The sequence below is a fragment of the Kocuria sp. MNB10 genome, assembly GCF_054073685.1.
Window position 1 is genome coordinate 106879 of record NZ_CM133411.1, and the last position, 22599, is coordinate 129477.

Annotated in this window: 17 protein-coding genes; 5 read left to right on the forward strand and 12 right to left on the reverse strand. The window is 70.5% G+C overall.

Annotated features, from left to right (window positions below):
* Positions 1-97: 97 nt before the first annotated feature.
* From acnA to ACW9PK_RS00470, 3 genes are all read right to left on the reverse strand, one after another.
* On the reverse strand, positions 98-2905 hold the full coding sequence (gene acnA / locus ACW9PK_RS00460) for an aconitate hydratase AcnA (protein WP_457016216.1): 2808 nt from the start codon (positions 2903-2905) through the stop codon (positions 98-100).
* Positions 2906-3075: 170 nt separating this feature from the next.
* A complete protein-coding gene (locus ACW9PK_RS00465; RefSeq protein WP_457016217.1) occupies positions 3076-4506 on the reverse strand; it encodes a class I SAM-dependent RNA methyltransferase in 1431 nt (476 codons plus the stop codon).
* The gene (locus tag ACW9PK_RS00470) at positions 4503-6476 is read right to left on the reverse strand and encodes an APC family permease (protein ID WP_270258951.1); all 1974 of its coding nucleotides are present in this window, start codon (positions 6474-6476) and stop codon (positions 4503-4505) included. The genes ACW9PK_RS00465 and ACW9PK_RS00470 overlap by 4 nt, the downstream gene beginning before the upstream one ends.
* A 63-nt stretch (positions 6477-6539) precedes the next feature.
* On the opposite strand from ACW9PK_RS00470, the gene ACW9PK_RS00475 reads away from it, so the two are divergent.
* Together ACW9PK_RS00475 and ACW9PK_RS00480 are read left to right on the forward strand one after the other, a co-directional pair.
* Entirely contained in the window at positions 6540-7259 is a 720-nt protein-coding gene (locus tag ACW9PK_RS00475) for a potassium channel family protein (RefSeq protein ID WP_035962299.1), read from the forward strand.
* Positions 7259-8005 (forward strand): potassium channel family protein, encoded by a 747-nt coding sequence (locus tag ACW9PK_RS00480; protein ID WP_457016218.1) that lies wholly within the window; start codon positions 7259-7261, stop codon positions 8003-8005. Before ACW9PK_RS00475 ends, ACW9PK_RS00480 begins: the two co-directional genes overlap by 1 nt.
* Here the strand turns inward: ACW9PK_RS00480 and ACW9PK_RS00485 are convergent.
* From ACW9PK_RS00485 to dut, 4 genes are read right to left on the reverse strand one after another with little or no spacing between them, the layout of a single operon-like run.
* A complete protein-coding gene (locus ACW9PK_RS00485) occupies positions 7923-8630 on the reverse strand; it encodes a DUF3159 domain-containing protein (protein WP_368844537.1) in 708 nt (235 codons plus the stop codon). The two genes, ACW9PK_RS00480 and ACW9PK_RS00485, sit on opposite strands and share 83 nt — an antisense overlap.
* Entirely contained in the window at positions 8627-8989 is a 363-nt protein-coding gene (locus ACW9PK_RS00490; RefSeq protein WP_457016219.1) for a hypothetical protein, read from the reverse strand. The genes ACW9PK_RS00485 and ACW9PK_RS00490 overlap by 4 nt, the downstream gene beginning before the upstream one ends.
* A 5-nt stretch (positions 8990-8994) precedes the next feature.
* Positions 8995-9759, reverse strand: a complete 765-nt coding sequence (locus tag ACW9PK_RS00495) for a DUF3710 domain-containing protein (RefSeq protein WP_457016220.1) — start codon at positions 9757-9759, stop codon at positions 8995-8997.
* A gap of 49 nt (positions 9760-9808) precedes the next feature.
* Positions 9809-10261: a dUTP diphosphatase gene (gene dut, locus ACW9PK_RS00500; protein WP_131333054.1), complete on the reverse strand. Its 453-nt coding sequence runs from the start codon at positions 10259-10261 to the stop codon at positions 9809-9811.
* 85 nt (positions 10262-10346) lie between these two features.
* Here dut and ACW9PK_RS00505 point away from each other — a divergent pair, with 85 nt between their 5' ends.
* Positions 10347-10889: a DUF3093 domain-containing protein gene (locus ACW9PK_RS00505; protein WP_457016221.1), complete on the forward strand. Its 543-nt coding sequence runs from the start codon at positions 10347-10349 to the stop codon at positions 10887-10889.
* 85 nt (positions 10890-10974) lie between these two features.
* On the opposite strand, the gene ACW9PK_RS00510 is transcribed toward ACW9PK_RS00505, so the two are convergent.
* Positions 10975-11274 carry a DUF4193 domain-containing protein gene (locus ACW9PK_RS00510; RefSeq protein ID WP_064847393.1) on the reverse strand — a complete coding sequence of 100 codons (300 nt, stop codon included), beginning with the start codon at positions 11272-11274 and terminating at the stop codon, positions 10975-10977.
* 318 nt (positions 11275-11592) lie between these two features.
* Here ACW9PK_RS00510 and sepH point away from each other — a divergent pair, with 318 nt between their 5' ends.
* On the forward strand, positions 11593-13020 hold the full coding sequence (gene sepH / locus ACW9PK_RS00515; RefSeq protein ID WP_457016222.1) for a septation protein SepH: 1428 nt from the start codon (positions 11593-11595) through the stop codon (positions 13018-13020).
* Between the two features lie 705 nt (positions 13021-13725).
* On the opposite strand, the gene ACW9PK_RS00520 is transcribed toward sepH, so the two are convergent.
* The 4 genes from ACW9PK_RS00520 to ACW9PK_RS00535 form a co-directional block, all read right to left on the reverse strand.
* Positions 13726-14796 carry an alkaline phosphatase family protein gene (locus ACW9PK_RS00520; RefSeq protein ID WP_318545978.1) on the reverse strand — a complete coding sequence of 357 codons (1071 nt, stop codon included), beginning with the start codon at positions 14794-14796 and terminating at the stop codon, positions 13726-13728.
* 71 nt (positions 14797-14867) lie between these two features.
* Positions 14868-15578 (reverse strand): DUF5998 family protein, encoded by a 711-nt coding sequence (locus ACW9PK_RS00525; protein ID WP_035961403.1) that lies wholly within the window; start codon positions 15576-15578, stop codon positions 14868-14870.
* Between the two features lie 88 nt (positions 15579-15666).
* Positions 15667-17247 carry a serine/threonine-protein kinase gene (locus ACW9PK_RS00530; RefSeq protein ID WP_457016223.1) on the reverse strand — a complete coding sequence of 527 codons (1581 nt, stop codon included), beginning with the start codon at positions 17245-17247 and terminating at the stop codon, positions 15667-15669.
* Between the two features lie 18 nt (positions 17248-17265).
* Complete coding sequence (locus ACW9PK_RS00535; RefSeq protein ID WP_457016224.1) at positions 17266-19956, reverse strand: bifunctional acetate--CoA ligase family protein/GNAT family N-acetyltransferase; 2691 nt, start codon at positions 19954-19956, stop codon at positions 17266-17268.
* A 70-nt stretch (positions 19957-20026) separates the two neighbouring features.
* On the opposite strand from ACW9PK_RS00535, the gene ACW9PK_RS00540 reads away from it, so the two are divergent.
* Positions 20027-22567, forward strand: coding sequence for a DNA gyrase/topoisomerase IV subunit A (locus ACW9PK_RS00540; protein WP_368835224.1), 2541 nt, complete (start codon positions 20027-20029; stop codon positions 22565-22567).
* Positions 22568-22599 lie beyond the last annotated feature (32 nt).

Sequence of the window (22599 nt, forward strand, 5' to 3'; positions counted from 1 at the left end):
TCGCATGGCCTGGGCCACGGCGAACGGCGCCCGCAACGCCGTCGGCCGGTGACCCCCGAGCGGGGATCACCGGCCGACGGTACGATCCGAGGATCTATTACTTGGCGATCTGACGCAGCACGTACTGCAGGATGCCGCCGTTACGGTAGTAGTCGGCCTCACCCGGGGTGTCGATGCGCAGCACGGCGTCGAACTCCACGGTGGAACCGTCTTCCTTGGTGGCCGTGACCTTCAGGGTCTTGGGGGTCTGGCCGTCGTTGAGCGCGGTGACCCCTTCGATCGAGAACGTCTCGGTGCCGTCCAACCCCAGGGAGTCCGCGGACTCGCCCTCGGGGAACTGCAGGGGCAGCACGCCCATGCCGATCAGGTTGGAACGGTGGATGCGCTCGTAGGACTGCGCGATGACCGCGCGCACACCCAGCAGGGACGTGCCCTTGGCCGCCCAGTCACGCGAGGAACCGGAGCCGTACTCCTTGCCGCCCAGCACCACCAGGGGAACACCGGCCTCCTGGTAGTTCATCGCGGCGTCGTACACGGCGGCCTGCGGGCCACCCTCCTGAGTGAAGTCGCGGGTGAAACCGCCCTCCACGCCGTCGAGCAACTGGTTCTTGATGCGGATGTTCGCGAACGTACCGCGGATCATGACCTCGTGGTTACCACGGCGGGAACCGTAGGAGTTGAAGTCCTTGCGCTGCACGCCGTGCTCCGTGAGGTACTTGCCCGCGGGCGTGTCGCTCTTGAACGAACCGGCCGGGGAGATGTGGTCCGTGGTCACGGAATCGCCCAGCTTGAGCAGCACGCGCGCACCCTCGATGTCCTCCACCGGAGTGGTCTCCATGGTCATGCCCTCGAAGTACGGTGGCTTGCGCACGTAGGTGGACTCGGGGTCCCACTCGAACACGTCACCCGTGGGGGTGTCCAGGTTCTGCCAACGCTCGTCACCGTCGAAGATGGTGCCGTACTCGCGGTCGAACATATCGGTGTCGATCGAGGCATCGATGATCTTCTGGACCTCGGTGGGGTCCGGCCAGATGTCCTTGAGGAACACGTCCTGACCGTTCGAGTCCTGGCCCAAAGGCTCGTTCTCGAAGTCAAAGTCCATGGTTCCGGCCAGCGCGTACGCGATGACCAGCGGCGGGGACGCGAGGTAGTTCATCTTCACGTCCGGGTTGATTCGGCCCTCGAAGTTGCGGTTACCGGAGAGCACCGAGGTCACGGCGAGGTCGTTTTCCTGCACGGCCTGGGAGATCTCGGGCTCCAGAGGACCGGAGTTGCCGATGCACGTGGTGCAGCCGTAACCCACGATGTAGAAGCCGAGCTCCTCGAGCGCCGGGACCAGACCGGACTTCTCGTAGTACTCGGTGACCACGCGCGAACCCGGGGCGATCGAGGTCTTGACCCACGGCTTGGCCTTGAGGCCCTTCTCCGTGGCGTTGCGCGCGAGCACGGCCGCGGCCATCATCACCGAGGGGTTGGACGTGTTGGTGCAGGACGTGATCGAGGCGATCGACACGGCACCGTGGTCCAGCTCGAAGTGACGGCCGTCCTCCATGGAGACCTCCACTCGGTGCTCGGGGCGCTCCTTCATGTCGTCCGCGGAGCTCTCGCGCGGCGCGTCCTGGGGGTCCTGCTCGTCGGTCGCGTTGTGGGAGGGGGCGTCGGAGGCCGGGAAGGACTCGACGACGTCCGGGTCCACCTCCACGGACTTGTCCTCGGCCACGTAGTTCACGAGGTCGTCGCGGAACTGTTCCTTGGAGCGGGTCAGCTCGATGCGGTCCTGGGGACGCTTGGGCCCGGAGATCGAGGGGACCACGGTGGATAGGTCCAACTCGAGGTACTCGGAGTAGGCGACCTCGTGCTCGGGGTCGTGCCACATGCCCTGTTCCTTGGTGTACGCCTCGATCAGGGCGATCTGCTCCTCGGAGCGGCCCGTGAGCGTCAGGTAGTCCAGGGTCACCTGGTCGATCGGGAAGATCGCCGCGGTGGAACCGAACTCCGGGGACATGTTGCCGATCGTGGCGCGGTTGGCTAGCGGCACCGCTGCCACGCCCTCACCGTAGAACTCCACGAACTTACCCACGACACCGTGCTCACGCAGCATCTCCGTGATGGTCAGCACCACGTCCGTGGCGGTCGCGCCGGAGGGGATCTCGCCGGTGAGCTTGAAGCCCACCACGCGCGGGATCAGCATGGAGATGGGCTGACCGAGCATCGCGGCCTCGGCCTCGATGCCGCCCACACCCCAACCGAGCACGCCGATGCCGTTCTCCATGGTGGTGTGGGAGTCGGTGCCCACACAGGTGTCCGGGTAGGCGCGCAGCGTGCCGTCAACCTCGCGGGTCATGACCACGCGGGCCAGGTTCTCGATGTTGACCTGGTGGACGATGCCCATCCCGGGCGGGACCACCTTGAAGTCATCGAACGCGGTCTGGCCCCAGCGCAGGAACTGGTAGCGCTCGCCGTTGCGCTGGTACTCGATGTCCATGTTGCGCTCGATCGCGTCCGCGGAACCGAACGCGTCGATCTGCACGGAGTGGTCGATGACCAGCTCGGCCGGGGCGAGCGGGTTCACGCGGGAGGGGTCGCCGCCGAGGTCGGCCACGGCCTCACGCATGGTGGCCAGGTCCACGATGCAGGGAACGCCGGTGAAGTCCTGCATGATCACGCGACCAGGGGTGAACTGGATCTCCGTGTCGGGCTGGGCCTCGGGGTCCCAGTTGCCCAGGGCTTCGATGTGCTTGCTCGTCACGTTGGCACCGTCCTCGGTGCGCAACAGGTTCTCGAGCAGGACCTTCAAGCTGTAGGGGAGCTTCTGTGCTCCCTCCACGGCGTCCAGTCGGAAAATTTCGTAGTCGGTGCCCTTGACGTTGAGAACGCCCTTGGCTCCAAAGCTGTCCACAGTCATGGTGTGGAACTCCTCTCGCCACCGTCGGTTGCGTTCGGCGCGCGCGGCACACCACAGGTGTCCCCCGCGCGTGGAACAGTCCCTGTCAGTGTAGCCCGTGCGCTCCGTCACTCCGGGGATCCCCGGGCGTCCGCGTCACGATGACGTGGGCCGTCGTTCGGCTGCCCGGTTCAGCCCTCGCAGTTGAGCACAGCGACGGCTTCCACGTGGTGCGTGTTCGGGTACAGGTCGAACGCCTCGACGCCGTCGATCCGCCAGCCCCGGCGCCGCAACCGCCCCAGGTCCCGGCCGAGCGCGGCGGGATCACACGCGACGTACACGATCGTGCGCGGCGCGGCCCGGTCCACCGCGGCGAGCACCTCCTTGGCGGCTCCCGCGCGCGGCGGGTCCAGCACGACGACGTCCGGGCGCGGGGGCCGCGGCGTCGTCGCGCGACCCCGTCGGGACGACGACGCCGCCGCACCCCGGCCGCGATGCCCACTCCGGCCGCCCGGCCCGGTGAGCACGCGCGCCACGTCCCCGCGCACGCTCGTGACGTGCGGGGCGTGGGCGAGGTTGTGAGCGGCGTCGGCGGAGGTCACGGGCGAACCCTCGACCGCGAAGACCGAGCCCGTGGGGCCCACCTCACGGGCGGCCACGGCGGTGAACAGGCCCGCGCCGCTGTAGAGGTCCCACACGGAGTCCCCGGGGCGCAGACCGGCACCCCGGAGCACGGCCCCGGCGAGGGTCTGCGGGGCGCCGCGGTGGATCTGCCAGAAACCTGTGGGGCTCACGCGCCAGCGCAGCGGCTCAGGATCGGTAGCGCCGGGCAACTCGAGGGTCTCCTGGACATGGTCGGTGCCCGCCCACAGCTGGGTGTCCCGCTCGTGCGGCGAGCGCGCGGTGACGCTCGCCCCGTGGTCGTGCGCCCACGCGCCCAGACGTTGCCGTAGTGCCTCGACCTGCTCGGACGTCGCGTCGGGGCGCAGGCCCACGTGCACGAGCGGTGTCCCGCCACTCGCGGGTGCCGCGACGTCCACGCGGGCCGCACCGGGGTAGGCCGGCGACCACGGGGCCAGGGCGCGGATCGCGTCCGTGGCCAGGGGCATGTCGGCGACGGGACCGAGCTCGGTGCTGCGGTGGGGGTACATCCCGGGTGTCCCGTCCGGGGCCACGTCCAGGTGCAACCGGGTGCGCCACCCGGTGCCGTCGGGGCTCTCCCCCGCGACGGGCTGCACCTCGCCGTCCCAGTCGTGGCCGGCCAGGTGGCCCAGTTGCTCGGCGATCACGTGGCGTTTGAGCTCGCGCTGGGTCGCCAGGTCCGCGTGCCCGAACTCGGCCCCGCCGAGCGGTGACCGGTCCGCGCGCGCCGCGACGAGCGCGTCCGCCTGCTGCCACGGGTGGGCCTCCCGGCGCCCGGGGGCGGGTTCGAGCACGTCCGTGACGTCAGCGCGCCAGAACGACGCCGCGGGGTCCCGGTCGGTGAGCCGCACCCGGACCAGCTCCCCCGGCAGCCCGTGGCGCACGAAGACCACGCGCCCCTCGTCCGTGCGGGCCACCACGTGGCCGCCGTGGGCCACGGCGCCCAGGCGCAGCTCGAGGTGATCGGGGGCATCGGTCATTCGTTGTTCTCCGTGAGTCGTAGTTCGCGCACCGATTCGAGGTGCCAGGGCACGGAGGCGATCATGACTCCGCGTTCGTAGTGCAGCCGCGCCCGCAGCGGGCGGATGGCCTGGTTGTGCAGGAAGCGCTCCCACCCGCGGCCCACCACGTACTCGGGCAGGTACACGATCACGAGGTCCCGGGGGGACTTGCGGCGGATGCCGCGGATGTGGGCGATCACGGGTCCCACGCTATCGCGGTAGGGGGATGCGAGGACCGTGACCGGCACGGGGATCTCCAGGGCCTCCCACTGTCGCACGATCTGTTCGGTGCGTGCGCGGTCCGTGTCCACCACCACGGCCTCGAGGCTCGAGGGGCGGGAGGCCCGCGCGTAGGTCAGGGCGCGCACCACGGGTTTGCGCACCGAGGTCACCACGATGATCGAGTGCACCCGGGAGGGCAGGGCCCGCACCCCCGAGTCCTGGTGCACCTCGAGTTCGGTGTCCACCGAGCGGTAGTGGTGCCCGATGGCGCGCATCAACACGGTGATCAGGGCGATCGCGACGATCGTGAGCCACGCACCCTGGGCGAACTTGGTCACGAGGACCACCACGAACACCGCCGCGCACGCGATCAGGGCGATCACCGCCACGGCCCAGCGTCCGGCGATCCGGCGGTGCGGGCTCTGCGACGTACTCGTGCGGCGCACCCTGGCCCAGTGCCGCACCATCCCCGCCTGGGTCAGCGTGAACGCGAAGAACGCCCCCACCACGTAGAGCTGGATGAGCCCGTTGACGCTCGCGCCGAACACGATCGTGAACACCGCCGCGACCACGGACAGCAGGATGATCCCATTGGTGAACGCGAAGCGGTCCCCCCGGCTCTGCAACTGCCGGGGCAGCAGCGCGGCGGAGGCGAGACGCGAGGCCAGCACGGGGAAGCCCGAGTACGCGGTGTTCGCGGCCATGAACAGCACGCCCACGGTCACGAGCACGAGGATCACGAACCACACGGAGTCCGCCCCCGTCACGGCCTGCGCGATCTGGCCCAGGATGGGCACCTGGTAGAAGTCGGGCTCCGGTGCGCGGCCGTCGATCAGCAATTGCCGCGCGGGGTCCATCACGACCACCGCGCCCGTGCGCCGGGTCAGGTAGAGCACGCCGAGCAGCAACACCGCGGACAGCCCCCCGAGCACCGCGAGCGTGCGCGCCGCGTTGAGGGCCTTGGGCTTGCGGAAGAACGGCACGGAGTGCGTGATGGTCTCCACACCGGTCACGGCCACGGCACCCGAGGAGAACGCGCGCAGCACGAGCATGGCCCCGGCCAGGCCCATGAGCCCGCCGTCCATGCCCGCGGCCGGGACGACGTCGTAGTCCGCCGACGGCGCGCGCTGCAGCGTTCCCGTGACGTCCTGGACGAAGCCCACGAGCACGAGGAGCAGCACGACCGCCACGAACGCGTACGTGGGCACCGAGGACGCGCGACCCATGAACTTGAGTCCGCGCAAATTGAGCAGTCCCACGAGCGCGATCCCCGCTACGGCCACGACCGTCTGGTGGCCAACGAGCCACGGGACGGCCGCGGCGAGGTACTGCGCGGCGGCGGCCATGGACACCGCCACGACGAGTGTGTAGTCCACGAGCAGGGCCGCACCCACCGCGGCACCGGCGGGCCGGCCGAGGTTCTTGGACGCGATCTCGAAGTCCGCCCCGCCCGAGGGGTACGCCCGCACGTTCTGCCGGTACGCGGTGATGATCACGGCGAGCACGGCGAGGACCGCGAGGCCCACCCACGGGGACAGCAGGATCGCCGCGGAACCCGCGAGGGCGAGGGTCAGGACGATCTCGTCCGGGGCGTACGCGACCGAGGACAGGGCGTCGGACGCGAACACCGGCAGGGCGGTGCCCTTGGAGAGCACCGTGCCCGCGGCGCGCTCGTTGTGGATCGGTTTGCCCACGAGCGCGCGGCGCAGCATTTGGGACACATACACGTGGGAACACGCTAGTCCCTCGGCCGGGCCTTGTCCCGTGCCGCGGGCCCTATGCTGTGGCTCATGGCGCATTTCGTGATCATGGGCGTGGGCCGGGTGGGGATCACCCTTGCGCACGCCCTCGAGGACTCAGGGCACACGGTGGCCGTGATCGACCAGGACGACCGGGCGTTCCGCAAACTGCGGCCCTCGTTCAGCGGCAAGAAGGTCACGGGCCACGGTTTCGACCGCGAGGTGCTGCAACGCGCGGGGATCGCGGACGCCTACGCGTTCGCCGCGGTCTCCTCCGGGGACAACTCCAACATCATCGCCGCGCGCGTGGCGCGGGAGACCTTCAAGGTCAAGCACGTGGTCGCCCGGATCTACGACCCCACCCGCGCGGAGTTCTACCAGCGCATGGGCATCCCCACGGTCGCGTCCGTGCGCTGGAGCGCGGACCAGGTGCTGCGCCGCATCCTGCCCGAACACGCCATCACGGGTGACTTCCGGGAGGCCTCGGGCCGCCTGCAGCTCGGGGAACTACCCCTGGACGACGCGTGGTCCGGACTGCACCTGGACCGGATCGAGGAGGCCGCCGGCGTGCGGATCGCGTTCGTGACCCGGTTCGGGGAGGGCATCCTGCCCGCGAGCGACACGAGCTACCAGCAGGGGGACATCGTGCACGCCATGATGCGCGTGGAGGACGTGGAACGCGTGGCCCGGGTACTGTCCCGGCCGCCGTCGGACGAGGTCATGGAGGCCGTGGCGCTCGCCGCGACCCCAGGGACGCGGGGGCGTGACTGATGCACGTGGTGATCGTGGGCGGAGGGTCCGTGGGATCCTCGATCGCCCGGGAACTGTTGTCGCACGGCCACGACGTGGTCGTGGTGGACGCCACCGCGGAGGTGATCGGACGCTCCAACCTGCGTGGTGCGCAGTGGGTCGTGGGGGACGCGTGCGATCTCGACGTCCTGCAGCGGGCCCGCGCGGAGGAGGCGGACGTGGTCGTGGCCGCGACCGGTGACGACAAGGCCAACCTGGTCGTCTCGCTGCTCGCGCGCAGTGAGTTCGGGGTGCCCCGCACGGTGGGGCGCGTGAACAACCCCAAGAACGAGTGGCTCTTCGACGACGCGTGGGGCGTGGACGTGGCCGTGTCCACCCCGCGGTTGATGACGGCGCTCGTGGAGGAGGCCGTGGAAGTGGGCGACGTCGTGCGCCTGCTCAGTTTCCAGACCGGTTCGGCCACGCTGTCCGCCTACACGGTGCCCAGGGAGCACCCCGTAGTCGCGAGCACCGTGACCCAGGTGCCGTGGCCCCAGGACGTGGCGCTCGTGGCGATCCTGCGCGACGGCGTGCCGATCGCACCGTCCGGCGACGACGTCCTGGAGAGCGGGGACGAGCTGTTCTTCATCACCACGGCGGGGGGTGAGGACCAGTTGCGAGCCATGTTCACCACGGCCCGGGACGTCAACCTGCAGGCTGCTCGCGGCGAGGGCGGCTCCACAGCCATGCCACCCACAGCACAGCGGCGTACAGCGGGGCCCCCATGACCAAGCGCGCGATCCCGAGCGCCGTGACGTTCTCCGCGACGTACAGCGGGACCTGCACGAGCAACCGGGTCGCGAACATCGCGATGAGCAGACCGTTGACCCGCTGATAGGCCACGCGCCGCAGCGGGTCGCGGCGCCAGTCCACGGATTCACCGCGCACGTAGCCGAAGACGACGCCCAGCAGCGGCCACCCAACAGCCGCCGAGATGCTCAACAGGACCAGCGCCACGACGTTCGTGATGAACCCGGGCACGTAGTAGTCCAGCGCCTGCCCGCCCGCGCGGGCGAACAGCGTGCACACTCCCACGCCCATGAGCCCGGCGATCGCCTGGGTCACGGCCTGGCGCTGCGCCAGCCGGAGCACGGTGAACACGGCGGCCGTGCCCAGTGACGCCAACAACGCCGGGACCAACTCCCCCGTGAGCACCACACACGCGAGGTACACGAGTCCCGGGAGGATGGATTCGATCACGCCGCGCCAGCCGCCCACGGCGCTGAGCACGTCCAGTTGGCCGTTGGCGTCCCGGCGCAGGCCCGAGCGCCGGGCGAAATCCTCGGCGGCGCGGCCCATGCGGTCGCCCGCGCTCTGCGGTGCGGGTTCCGTCGGGTCCGGCGGGGACGTCATCGCACGGCCTTCTTGGGGGTGATGATCTCGTAGCGCGGATTGTACATGGTGGCCACCCCGTCCGGGAAGCACACCACGGCGAGGCAGCGCAGCTTGGTGCCGGCGGTGACGCCCGGGACCACGTGCTGACCGTGCCACAACAGTTCGAGCGTGCACGGCTGCGCCGCTGGGTTCGTCACGCGCAGCAGCGCCCGGTAGTACGGCGGCGCGGTCACGGGCGCGATCGTGACCTCCACGACCACGCCCTCCACGACCGCACGGCGCCGCTGCCGCGCCCTATGCCCCGGGGTCAGGTCCTCCGCGTGGGCCTCGGGTTCGGCGACGACGTCGATCGCGCCCGTGAGCGGGTTGTTGACCACCCGGGTCAGCCGATCTCGGTAATCTCGGGGCCGCGCCGCGGCTCCTGCACCGCGGCGCCTGGCTCCGCCGGGGTCCGACCCGCGTCCTCATCCGCACCGGTCGGCGCGCCCGCGGGGTGCACCTCGGCGTCCTCGGGGACCGTGAGCGCGAGCAGGTCGCGCGGCGGGTGCGGGTCCTGGCCGCGGACGACGACGAGCCCGCGCACGGCGTCATCGAGCACCTCCGCAGTGGGCCCGGGCAGCGCGGCGTCGCCTGTGTAGACGCAGCGCAGGAACCAGCGCGGACCGTCGATGCCCACGAAGCGTGCGAGCCGGAACCCGTTCTCGCCGGAGGGCGTGACGCCCGCGAACTGCGCGTTGACCTGCATGCCCAGGGGACCGTCGGAGACCGTGGGGTTGCCCCCGTCCCGCCGCAACCCGGCCACGAGCTCGGCGCGCACCTCGTCCCACAGCCCGGAGGACTTGGGGGCCGTGAAGACCTGCACCTGGACGGAACCGCCCCCGAAGTCCATGTTCACGGCCCGCGGCACCCGGTCCCGCGGATCCAGCTCGACGCGCACGTCCACGCGCGCGACCGGCTTCAGCAGCAGAGCCCCGAGATCCAGGTACTCGGCGCGCTCACCCGGCATCTCGCTCTCGTCCCACGGGCCGTTGGCGCGAGGATCCGGCGCGTCCTGGTCCGGGGCGGCCTCGGTGGCAGCCGACGCGGTCGTGGACTCGGTCGGTGTCTGCTCCGAGGCCTCGCGGTTGCGCTTCTTACGTCCGAACATCAGTTGCTCCAAGAGTGGGTGGGGAATCTGCGGGGGCGAGGGCCGGCGATCAGTGGGCCCCCGTGGACCCGAATCCGCTCGCACCGCGCTCGCTGTCGGGGAGTTCGGTGGTGAGCTCGAAGCGGGCGGTGACCACTTCCTGGATCACGAGCTGGGCGATCCGCTCACCGCGGCGCACCGTGTAGCTCTCATGCGGATCCGTGTTGAGCAGGCACACCTTGAGTTCGCCACGGTAGCCGCTGTCCACGGTGCCCGGTGCATTGACCACGGTCAGCCCATGCTTGGCCGCGAGCCCGGAGCGCGGGTGCACGAGACCCACGTACCCCGCGGGGATCGCGAGCGCCACCCCTGTGTCCACGAGCGCGCGCCGGCCCGGGCCGAGTTCGACGTCGTGGCGGGCGCGCAGGTCCGCTCCGGCGTCACCGGGACGTGCATAGGCGGGGGCGGGCAGGTCCGGGTCCAACAGGTGCAGGGCCACGGTCACCGCGGCCGACTCGCTCATTTCGGTCACAATGCCCCACTGTAACGCGCGGGCCTGACGGCGCGGACGCGGGCGGCGTCCAGGGGGAATGTGTCAAGGTGGGGGCATGAGTTCCCACCCAGATTTCGGGGCGGCCGCGGCGTCCTCACCCGCAGAGCACCCGTCCCAGGCCCAGGAGAACGTCCGAGCGGACGTGCAGTACGAGGAGAAGCTGATCGTCGCGTGGTGGGTGTGGCTCATCGTGGTCTTCGTGGGCGCGGCCGGATTCGTGGCCGTGGCACCCATCAGCATCGCCGTGGGCGTGATCGTGGCCGTGGTGCTGATGGTCGTGATCGGGCTCGTGCTGCACCTGGGGGCGCCGAGCATCGTGGTCACCGACCAGGACCTGCGCGTGGGCCGGGCGTACATCGAACGGCAGTACGTGGGCGATGCTCGTCCGCTGGTCGGCGCCGAGGCGCGTGCTGCGCGCGGACCCGACCTGGACGGGCGCGCCTTCATGAACTTCCGTGTGTCGATGCCGGACCTGTGCCGGATCGAGATCGTGGACCCGGTGGACCCCACCCCGTACTGGCTCACCGCGACCCGCCACCCCGAGCGGTTGGCCGAGGCGATCAATGCGGGCTCCCGCTCGGCGGGCAACCGGGCCTAACGAGCACGATCACGGACGAGCAGAAAGACGACGGGCGCTCACCCGAGGGTGAGCGCCCGTCGTCATGCGGTCGTGGACCCGGGGCTCAGCCCAGGCACTCGTGGCAGTACTTCACGCCATCGCGCTCCTCGGCGAGCTGCGAACGGTGGCGCACCAGGAAGCACGAGCCACACGTGAACTCGTCGTCCTGGGCCGGGAGCACCACGACGGACAGTTCCTCGTTGGAGAGGTCCGCGCCGGGGAGTTCGAAGCTCTCCGCCGCGGTGGCCTCGTCCTCGTCAACGCTCCCGGACTGTTGGTCCGACCGCCGGGACTGGAGCTCCTCGATGGAGTCTTCCTTGAGGTCTTCGTCCTGCTTACGCGGTGCGTCGTAGTCTGTGGCCATGTGTCTATCCGCTCCAACCGGTCTTCACGAAAATCCCTGCGAAAAACACCTCCCGAGGGCTCTACCCCCGGGCCGTGTCGCGTGGATTGTTCACCATGGACGCGGAAAAAGCCAGTGGCGACGCCGAGGTTTTCTCGCAGAGCAAGATTTCCACCTCGGGCGGTGGATCCGCTCGTCCGGATGACACACGCGGTGCCCGTGCGGGTGGCCGTCCCCCCGGTCCCGAACGGCGCCCGGGCGTGCCACTACACTGACGCTACGAGCGCGCCGAGCGCACCCCGGATCGCGTGGTGCCCCCAACGGCGAGGGAAGGACAGCATGGAGCAGTTGCGCCTGGTAGGAGTGCACGACGACGGTGAGCACCTCATCGTGGAGACCCCCGATTCGACCCGGTACCGGCTGAAGATCGACCAGCAATTGCGTCAGACGATCCAGCACGCGCGCCGCAAGCGCCCCTCTCATGGACGCGGCGGAGGGTCCTTCGGTCCGCGTGACATCCAGGCCCGCTTCCGCGCCGGCGCGAGCGTCGAGGACGTCGTGGCCGAGTCCGGGTGGGAGGCCGAACGCGTCAAGCGGTACGAATGGCCCATCCTGGCCGAACGCTCCCACGTGGTCGCCGAGGCGTGCCGGGTCACGGTCTCCGGAACCAACCCCTCCCACGAGGGTTACCGCTCCGTGTTCGAGGGCGAGCCCCGCACCCTGCGCGAGACCGTGGACGAGCGTGCCGCCGAGCTCGGGGTGGACCGCTCGTCCTTCGACTGGGACGCGTGGTTGCGCGAGGACCAGTTGTGGACCGTGCAGCTGAGCTTCTCCGCGGAGGACGCCTCGCAGGACGCCCCGGACATCCCGGGTCCCGCGCAGTGGAGTTACAACCCCGCGAACCGGACCGTGCGTCCGGAGAACGACTGGGCGCGCGCGCTGGGTCAGGAGCACCAGGAGACCGGCCCGCTCGGCGCGGCCGCCCACGCGCTGCCCCCCGCACCCACCGCGACATTGCGGCAGTTGCAGCACGAGGCGAGCCAGGCGGACGACCTGCTCGACGTCCTGCAGTCGCGCCGCGGACGGCGGATCGGCTCGGACGAGGCGGGCGACGACCGGCTCGCGGAGATCCTCGGCCGCGGCATGGGTCAGGTGGACCAGCGCCCGCGCCCCATCGACGCCCCGGAGGAATCCACGGTGTTCGACCGGCCCATCCAGCCGGCCGCCTCACAGGTCGCCGAGGCCCAGGCACTCGCCCAGGACGACGGGATCGAGATCGTCGACGATTCGACCCCTCTCGAACACGACGACGCCACCCCCTCCCGGAACGCAGCTGCCCCCGCCGTGCCGTTCGGGAAGGGCTCGTACGACGACTCCCCCGCAGCCTCCCGGAACGAGAACGTCCCCTCCGCCGTCACGGGCCACCAACCTGCGGATTGCACGTCCGAGGATCCCGCGCCTGAGGACTCCGGGTCGGAGAACTCCGGTGAGGACGAACAGGCGGCCACGGAGACCGAAGCGCGCGACACCACGTCGGATAGCGCGTTCGCCGTCGACGCCTCCGGCACGGCCACGGACGTGGCGGACGACGACGAGCCCGCTGCGCAGGACACCGACGAACCGGCCCGTTCCGGCGATGCGGACACCACAGACGAATCGGGATCGAGCGACCGTCCCGCCCCGGGCCCGCGGGGTCGCACCCCCAAGGCCAAGCGGTCTTCCGTGCCGAGCTGGGACGACATCGTCTTCGGGGCGAACCGGTCCTGACGTCGGCGCTGCGCTCTCACGAGCGGTTGTGCGCGGGGAAGCCGGCACGCGGTAAAGTCACGTGAACGCACCGGGCCCGGGGAGAACACGGTCCGGTCGTGGACACGCACGGGCGATCTCGAGGGAATTTTTGCATGGGCAACTCCATCCAGGACGATTTATTCGGTGAGGACACTCAATCCCCCGAAGGCACCGCGACTCCGGCCCGCTCGGGTGTCCGGCGATACATGGCCCCCGTCACGCTCGTTGGTGCGGCCCTGCTCGTCCTGGTGGGTGTGGGGGCCGTGGCCTTCACCGGTTTGTCGGGTTCGTCCGACGACGACCCCGCGAACTTCGCGACCGAGTCCCCCACCGTGACCCCCTCCCCCACGCCGAGCGCCACCCCGAGCGTATCTCCGACGCCGTCGCCGCAGATCACGCCGTTGGTCCCGCCCTCGAGGCCCGCGGAGCAGTACTACGTGCCCGTTCCGCCCCCCGTGGTTCCCGCACCCCCGGTCGCTCCCGCACCGCCCGTCGCGCCGGTACCCCCGGCGCCCACGAGCACCCCTCGGCCCGTTCCGTCCACGGCTACGCCCGAGCCCACGAAGAGCCAGGCACCGGAACCGACCCGCGCACCTCGGCCGCCCCAACCACCGGCGCCCACGCGGCCGGCGGCGCCGACCGCCGATCCGGACCCCACGCAGAAGGAGACTAAGCCCGCGCCGATCACCACACCAGGGAAGGGACAAGCCTCTCCTGGTCGGTGAGCGACCCGTGCTGGCCCACCATAGCCAGGGGCCGGGTTCCCTGCCGGGAGACGTCGTACAGGGCGATGTCCTCGCGGGCCAGCACCCACACGTCGCCTGCTCGTTCGAGCAATCCTTGATCCGGTTCGGGGCCGAAGTACCCGTGCGCGGCAAGGTGCTGCTTGGTGGCCACCCACACGACGTCCCCGTAGTGCGCGCTCCAACGGCTTGCCAGTTCTTCCGGATCGGTGTCCGCGTCCGTGTGCAGTTGCACCGCCCGGGGCTCACCCGCGGTGAGCCGCACCCCGGCCATGAGCTCGGGGACCGCACTGTAGTCCACGCGGTGCTCGGGGGCCACATCCACCATGCCATGGTCCGCGGTGAGGATCACCCGGGTGTTGGCGGGCAATTTGGTCACGAGCCGCTTGAGCGCGGAATCAAGTTCCTCGAGGGAGCGTAACCAGTCGTCCGAACGCCACCCCGCTTTGTGACCGGTCTTGTCCAGCTCGTCCCAGTAGAAGTACACGAGCCCGCGCCTGCCCTCCCGCAGTTGCTCGAGGGTGCGCGCGGTGCGGGCGTACACACCGTGGGCGCCCACGAAACGGCCACCACGCAGCACGGCCCTCGTAAGGGCGGAGGACTCGAAGCGTGGTGAGCTCACCGTCACGGCGTCCGCGTGCTGCGCGGCGCGCTCCAGGACCGTGGGCTCGGGTTGCCAGGCAAGCGGGTCCACGTCCGAGGGCCAGTTGCCGAGCATGTTGACCACGCGGTCGGAGGCGGGGTCCACGACGTCGTAGCCGAGCATGCCGTGACGCCCCGGTGTGGCTCCGGTGCCCAGGCACGAGAGCGAGACGGACGTGGTCGTGGGGAACGCGGCATCGAGCTCACCGAGTGACTGGGCCGCGCGCAGGGTGGGCGCGTAGCTCGCCGTCTCCCTCAGCAAGCGCGAGCCGAGACCGTCCACGAGCACCACCACATAGCGTTGGGCGGACGGCAAGCTGAGGGCGTTGCGGAAACCGGGGACGCCCAGGGCCGCGGCCGCGGAACCCATGACCTCCGCGACGCTGTGCGAACCGTAACGCGGCGCACGCGGCAGCTCCGGGGCAGCGGGATCCTCCACATTCACGCGTTGCGCCCCGAATCGCGGCCGTTGAACCGGTGACCGAACCGCGGTCGCGGTGCCGGCGGTTCGGGACGGGCCGCGGTGGGGTGCTGCGGCGGGGACTGCGCGATCTGCGCACCGGAATCCGTCAGCGGTGCCACATTGGCCCGGCGCAGCGTGCGCGCGAACTCGCGAGCGCCCTCCACGGCCTCCTGCCCGTCCGCCTCGGAGCTGATGCGCATGACCACGTCCTCGCTCGCGGCAGTGCCCGTGTAACCGTGGTCCGCCTGGCACTCGGGGTCCTCGCACATCGCGGGATACAGCTCGAGCTGTTGGGTCCCGGTCCAGCTCACGGCCAGGTTCAGCTCCATGATCGCGGTGCCCGGGACGTAGTTCTGCGGCTGGTGGTACGCGTAACTCAGCGTGACCGAGCGGATCTGGGAGATCGGCACGGTCTCGGACGAGACCCGAGCCACGGTGTCCGAACCGTTCTCGTCATACTGTTGGTCGTCCACGTGCGTGATGTGCAGGACGTCCTCCGCGAGCACGAGGGCCGTGATGTGCCGGTGCAACTCCGTGTTGGTGAAATGGGTTTCCAACTGCACCAGGTGGGACACCGGGCGCCGCCCGTCCAGGGAGTCCATGACCACGTCCGTGACCAGTTGCGGATAGAAACCCGCCTTCTCGATGTCCTGGACCAGGCGTGATCCATCGGGTGCTGAGTATGTCATGGCGCCATTGTCCTCCACCGCGCCGCCCGGGGCACATTGCGACCCTCCGCGGTTCGGCACACGGCGCGACCCTTCACCGCCCGGCGCCTCACGGGGCCACCACGCACGAGACCGTGCCGTCCTCGAGCTTCGAACAGATCGGGGTCACGTCCGTGGTGGGCGCCGGTTCCGGGTCCCTCGTGGGAGAGATGGTGGGGGCCGGTGTCTGCGCCGGTGACGGATCACCGCCCCACTGCACCAGCACGGGGCCGAGCCACAGGTACCCCGCGGCGAGGGCCAGGAGCGCGAGCGTGAGCGCTAGGACCCACCACGGCCAGCGGACCGCTCGCCGAGCGTGCGGCTCCCGTTCGTCCGCCGTGCCACCCGGGTCCACGACGCCGCCGGCTCCCGTGTCCGCTTCCCGCCCTCTGGCAGCCAGGCCGGTCGCGGCACCCACGGCAGTGATACCGGTGGGGTGCACGCCCGTGAAGCCCGCAGGATCCACGATCGTGATCTCCTCGGACCGGTCCGGGGTGCTCGCCCCTCCCGAGGTGCCCACGGGGTGCCCTTCGAGCATCGCGGGCGCGCCCTCCACGGGGGTCAGCCGCTCGGTCGTGTCCTGCCCGGCACCGGTTCCGATCGCGTGCGCAGCGGTCACCTCGGTCACGGGGGCGAAGGGGCGCAACCGGTCACCGCCGCGCTCGGCCATGGGCCGGTGCTCACCCGCGGCGATCACCTTCCGGTGCACCGCGTGCCACGCGATGGGCGCGTCCCTGGTGCCGCCCGCCCCGGGAGGTAACCGCGCGGCGTCGAGCACCGGGGACAGCTCACGCTCCGTGGTGGGTTCGAGGACGTCGAAGACCTCGAACGGCTCGCCATCCACCGTCTCGCTGGGCCGGTCCCGGCGGGCGGCCGCCGTGGCCGTGAGACTCGCGAGCAGCTGGTCGGCGGCGCGCGTGCGCTCCGCGGGCACGATGCTGAGCAGTCCGGCCACGCCCGCGCGTAACAGCGGGGAACCCCCGAACAAGCCGAGGCGGGCCACGTCCTCCGGGCGCAAGGGGTCGCCACTGAGATCCACCTCGGGCAGGACCATGCGCACCGCCGTGACCCCGGCGGCATAGAGGTCCATGGTGCGAGACGGATTCCCCGGGGCGTACGCCTCGGTCGGCAGGTACCCGGGGGTACCCACCACGGTGCCGGCGTGCGTGAGGCGCGCATCGGTCACGCGCACGGCGATCCCGAAGTCCGCGAGCCGGGCCACGGGGGTCCCCGAACCCGTGGGTTCGAGCAGCACGTTGGCGGGCTTGACGTCCCGGTGCACCCAGCCGTGCTCGTGGACGAAGCGCAGTGCCTCGAGCAGCTGACACATCAGCTCCTCCGCGAGCCAGTCCGCCACGGGACCGTTGTCCTGCAGCGCGGCCTCGAGGGTGCCCCCGGACACGAGCTCCATGGCGATGGCCACGTGTTCGTCCTCCGCGGCCCAGCCGTACGGAGCCACGACGTGCGGGTGCTCGAGGTCCACGGACTGTTCCCGCACGAAGCGCAACAGCTCCGCCGAATCACGCTGCCGCAACACCTTGGCCGCGCATTCCCTGCCCCGGCGCAGGTCGTGGGCTCGCCACACGGCCCCGCTGCCACCCTCGGCGATGGGTGTCAGCAGTTCGAAGCGTCCGGCTATCGTGTCCCGCACTCGGTTCGCGGTCCCGTGCTAGCCCAGCATGGCGCGCCGGGCACTGTCCGTGCGTTGTCCCGGGTCCCCGATCTTGACCGCGGCAGAGAGCACCGTGACGACGGATCCGGAGAGCACGACCGGGTTCAGTTCCAGGAACGCGATTTCGGGGAAGCGGTCCTTGAGAAAGGCCACATGGTTGATCAGCTGCTCCAATCCGGTGGTGTCCACGGGCGGGACGCCCTGGTAGCCGAACAGTTTCCGCGCGGCCTTGGGCGCGCGCACCATGCGAGTGATGTCCCGGTCGGTCAGCGGGGGCACGCGGTGGGCCCAGTCGTCCAGCAGGTGCACGGCGTCCCCGGCCATCCCGAAGGACAGGACGGGACCGATGAGTGGGTCCTCCGCGGCGCGCACCACCACGGTCTGACCCGTGGGCGCCATGGACTGCACCTCGAAATCGCTCGCGTTCCAGCCCGCGAGCGTGCGCTTCATGGTCTCGATCGCGGCACCCAGTTGGTCCGCGTTCGCGATGTTGAGCACCACGCCACCCAGGTCCAGGCGGTGGCGCAGGAACGGGTCCGTGGACTTCAGGGCCACGGGGTAGCCGAGCCGTTCGGCGGCGGCGTACGCGGCCTCCGGGTCCGTGAACCGCACAGACTCGAGCACGCGGATCCCCGCGAGACCCAGCAGCTCGTTGCGCTCGGCGATCTCCAGTTCGTAGAGCGCGTCCCCGCTGATCTTCTCGCGCAGCCGTTCCAGGAACTTCTCGACGCCGTCGGAATCGAACTCCTCGGGCGACACCATCACGCCCTGGTCCTGCGAGCGCCATGTCATGTAGTCCACGACGCTCGCGAGCGCGCTCAGGGCGGCGCCGGGCGAATCGAAGCACGGCAGGGCGGCGTCGTCCGCGGTGTGCACGGACGTGGTCATGGCCTCGGGGCCGTGCTGACCCGTGAACACGACCACGGTCGTTCGGTCGGCGTCGCGCGCGGCCCGGGCGACGTCGCTCGCGAGCGCCGCGGTGTCCAGGCCGCGCACGGGCATGAGCACGAGCACGACGCTGTCGACCGCATCCGACGAGAGCTGAGCGCGCACGGCGTCCAGGACGGCCTCGTGCGCCCGCTCGGGCCCGTTGGAGGTGTCCACGGTGCCGTCCACGACGGCGGGGTCGAGCCGTAGGCGCAGGGCCGTGTCCTCGGCGAGCTGCGCGAGCGCGAGCGCGTTCGAGACCACGGCCACGCGCGGGGAGGCGGGCAGCGGCTGGCTCTCCGCGATCGCGGCGATGTCGAGCAACTGCTCGGCCGTGGTCGCACGGATCACCCCGGCCTGGCGAAACATCGCGTCGAGCGCGCCGGTCGGGGCCTGGGTGACCCGGCCCGTGTGGCCCGGCGGGAGCCGCAGGCCGGTGACCTCGGACTTCGCGACGATCACGGGCTTGCTCAGCGAGAGCCTGCGCGCAATGCGCGAGAACTTGCGCGGGTTGCCCACCGACTGCAGGTAGAGACCGCACACCGTGGTGGCGGGGTCGTCCTCCCAGTACTGCATGAGGTCGTTGCCGGAGACGTCCGCGCGGTTCCCCGCCGAGAGGTAGCTGGACATCCCCACGCCGTGGCGCTGCGCGGCACCGTAGAGCATGGTGCCGATCGCCCCGGACTGGGAGAACAGTCCCAGTCCTCCGCGGCGCGGCAACTCGGGCAGAACGGACGCGTTGAGCGAGACCTCCGGATCGGTCGTGAACAGACCCAGGCTCGCTGGGCCCACCACGCGCATCCCCGCGGCGCGGGCGATCCGCACCAGGCGGCGCTGGGCGGCCGCGCCCTCCGCACCGTCCTCGGCGTAACCGCCCGTCATCACGACGACGGCGCGCACTCCCGCCCTGCCGCACTGCGTCACGGTCTCCTCCACCGATTCGCGCGGCACCGCGATCACCGCGAGGTCCACGGTGCCCTCGATCTCGTCGAGGGACGAGACGAAGTGCAGCCCTTCGCGCTCGTACGGGGAATGACCTACGCCGTAGAGCGTGCCCGTGTACCCGCCCGTGAGGATGCCCTCGACCGCGTGGAACCCCGCGTGGTCCCGGTTCGCGGACGCCCCCACGACCGCCACGGTGGCCGGTGTCAGCAGGTCCGTGATGGACCGGGCCTCCGCGCGGTGCTCGCGCGCGGCCATCACCGCGAGCGACTTCTCGGTGGGGTCGATGTCGAAGTCCACGACCACCACGCCGTCCTCGAACTGACGGGAGACGTCGTAACCGGCCTCCACGAAGACGTGGAGCATCTTGCGGTTCTCGGGCAGCACCTCCGCGGTGAAGCGGTCGATCCCGTTCTCGCGGGCGGCGGCGGCCAGGTGCTCCAACAGGATGGACCCGATTCCCCGCCCCTGGTGGTGATCGGAGATCATGAATGCGACCTCCGCCGAGCGCTGCGTGGTGCGGTCGTAGCGGCCCACACCGATCATCCGCTCCCCCAGGATCAGCACGAAGCACACGCGGTCCCGGTGGTCCACCGTGGAGAAGCGGTCCAGTTCCCGCTGGGACAGGGTCGGTTTGTAGGAGAAGAACCGCAGGTAGATGCTGTCCTCGGACTGCCCGGAGTGGAACTCCTGGAGCAGGTCCTGGTCCTTGGGGCTGATGGGGCGCAGGTGCGCGGTGGCGCCGTCGCGCAGGATGACGTCCGCCTCCCAGTACTCGGGGTAGGTCTGCTGCGGCGCGGCGTCGTCGGTGGTACCCATAGACTTCAGAGTAGCCAACCGCATGCTCCGGTCACAGGAGCACGCCCTGATTTCAAGGAGTTGCCCCTCGATGGCTCGTCGCCGCTCAGCCACGCGTTCTCCCCAGGACGAACTGCCCAAGGACTTCACCGAGCACATCGTGGACGTGGACGTCACGCAGGAGATGGAGACGAGCTTTCTGGAGTACTCCTACTCCGTGATCTACTCCCGCGCGCTGCCGGACGCCCGGGACGGTCTCAAGCCCGTGCAGCGGCGGATCCTGTTCATGATGGACCAGATGGGCCTGCGCCCGGACCGCGGCCACGTCAAGAGTGCGCGCGTGGTGGGCGAGGTCATGGGCAAGCTGCACCCCCACGGTGACGCCGCGATCTATGACGCCATGGTCCGCATGGCGCAGTCCTTCGCGATGCGCGTGCCACTCGTGGACGGGCACGGCAACTTCGGGTCGCTCGACGACGGTCCGGCGGCCCCGCGCTACACGGAGGCCCGGATGGCCCCGGCCGCGCGCACGCTCACGGGTGACCTCGACGAGGACGTCGTGGACTTCGTGCCCAATTACGACAACCAGTTCCAGCAGCCCGCGGTGCTGCCGGCCGCGTACCCCAACCTGCTCGTCAACGGGGCCACCGGGATTGCGGTGGGCATGGCCACGAACATGGCACCGCACAACATGCGCGAGGTCGCGGCCGGGGCCCGGCACCTCATCCTGAACCCCGAGGCCACGCTCGAGGAACTCATGCGGTTCATCCCCGGTCCGGACCTGCCCTCCGGCGGTCGGATCGTGGGCCTCGAGGGCGTGCGGGACGCCTACCGCACCGGGCGGGGTTCGTTCCGCACGCGCGCCACGGTCTCCGTGGAACAGGTCTCGCCCCGCAAGCAGGGCATCGTGGTGACCGAGCTGCCGTACATGGTGGGCCCCGAGAAGGTCACCGAGAAGATCAAGGACGCGGTCCAGGCCAAGAAGCTCGCCGGGATCTCGGACGTCGTGGACCTCACCGACCGCACCAACGGGCTGCGCCTGGTCATCGAGCTCAAGAACGGTTTCAACCCGCAGGCCGTGCTCGCGCAGCTGTACAAGCACACACCGCTCGAGGAGTCCTTCGGGATCAACAACGTGGCTCTCGTGGAGGGTCAGCCCCGCACCATGGGGCTGCTCGAGCTGTTGCGGGTCTACAGCGACCACCGGATCAGTGTGGTGCGCCGGCGCACCGCGTTCCGCCTGGCCAAGCGGCAGAACCGGTTGCACCTCGTGGAGGGGTTGCTGATCGCGATCCTCGACATCGACGAGGTCATCCAGATCATCCGTTCCTCCGAGGAGACGGCCGAGGCCCGGGACCGGTTGATCGCGGTCTTCGACCTCTCCCGCGCGCAGTCCGAGCACATCCTGGAACTGCGGTTGCGTCAGCTGACCAAGTTCTCCCGGATCGAGCTCGAGGCCGAGCGGGACACCCTGCAGCGGGAGATCGCCGAACTCGAGGCAATCCTGGGCTCGGAGACCGCGCTGCGCGGCGTCGTCGCGGACGAGCTCACCGAGACCGCGGAGAAGTTCGGTGACGAGCGGCGCACCGTGCTGCTCGAGGCCGAGGACCTGCCCGCGGTCACCGCGGAGAACGCGCGCGGGAAGAAGAACGCGGCACCGTCCGTGGCGCTCGAGATCAGCGACGACCCGTGCTGGGTGTTCCTGTCCACGACCGGGCGGATCGCCCGCAGTGCCGTGCGCACCCCGCTCGCTGACGGCTCGCGGCGCTTCAAGCACGACGCCCTGACGAGCGTGGTGCCCTCGACGGCGCGCGGGGAGATCGCCGCGATCACGTCCACGGGCCGGATGCTGCGCGTCTCGTGCGTGGACGTGCCCGTGCTGCAGGAGTTCGACGGCGTTCCCCGCCTCGCGGACGGCGTGCCCGCCGCGGACTTCCTGGGTCTGGACAAGAACGAGACGCTAGTGGGACTCGTGCCCAGCAATGCCGTGTTCGCGATTGGGACCGCGGACGGCGTGGTCAAACGCGTGAACCCCGACTACCCGCTGAACCTGGACCAGTGGCCCGCGATCAAGCTCAAGGACGGGGACTCGGTGGTGGGTGTGGGTGCCGCGCCGGTCGACGCGGAACTCGTGTTGGTCTCCTCGGACGCCAAGCTGCTGCACTTCCCCGCATCCGCGGTGCGCCCCCAGGGCCGAACGGCCGGTGGCGTGGCCGGGATGAAACTCGCGGCGGACGAGCACGTGATCTTCTTCGGGGCGGTGGCACCGAGCGAGTCCACCGTGGTGGTCACCCAGGCCCGCAGTGACGGTCAGCTGCCCGAGATGGGCGAGGCGTCCGTGAAGGTCACCCCGCTCTCGGAATTCCCCGCCAAGGGCCGCGCGACCGCCGGTGTGCGGGCCCAGCGACTACTCGCGGGTGAGACCGGGTTGACCCTGGCGTGGGTCGGCCACGGGCCGGGCAAGGCCGTGTCCGCGGCGGGCGTCGCGCGATCGCTCCCCGTGGAGTATGGGCGCCGGGACGGTTCCGGTGTGGGCATCGACCGTGCGGTCGCAGCCGTGGGACCCGCGCTCAGAGGTCTCCCCGTGCCGGGGACCACGACGAATGGGGAGTCAGCCGCGGAGGACGAATGACCCGCGGACCGGGCGCCGCGGAGGAGGATGGA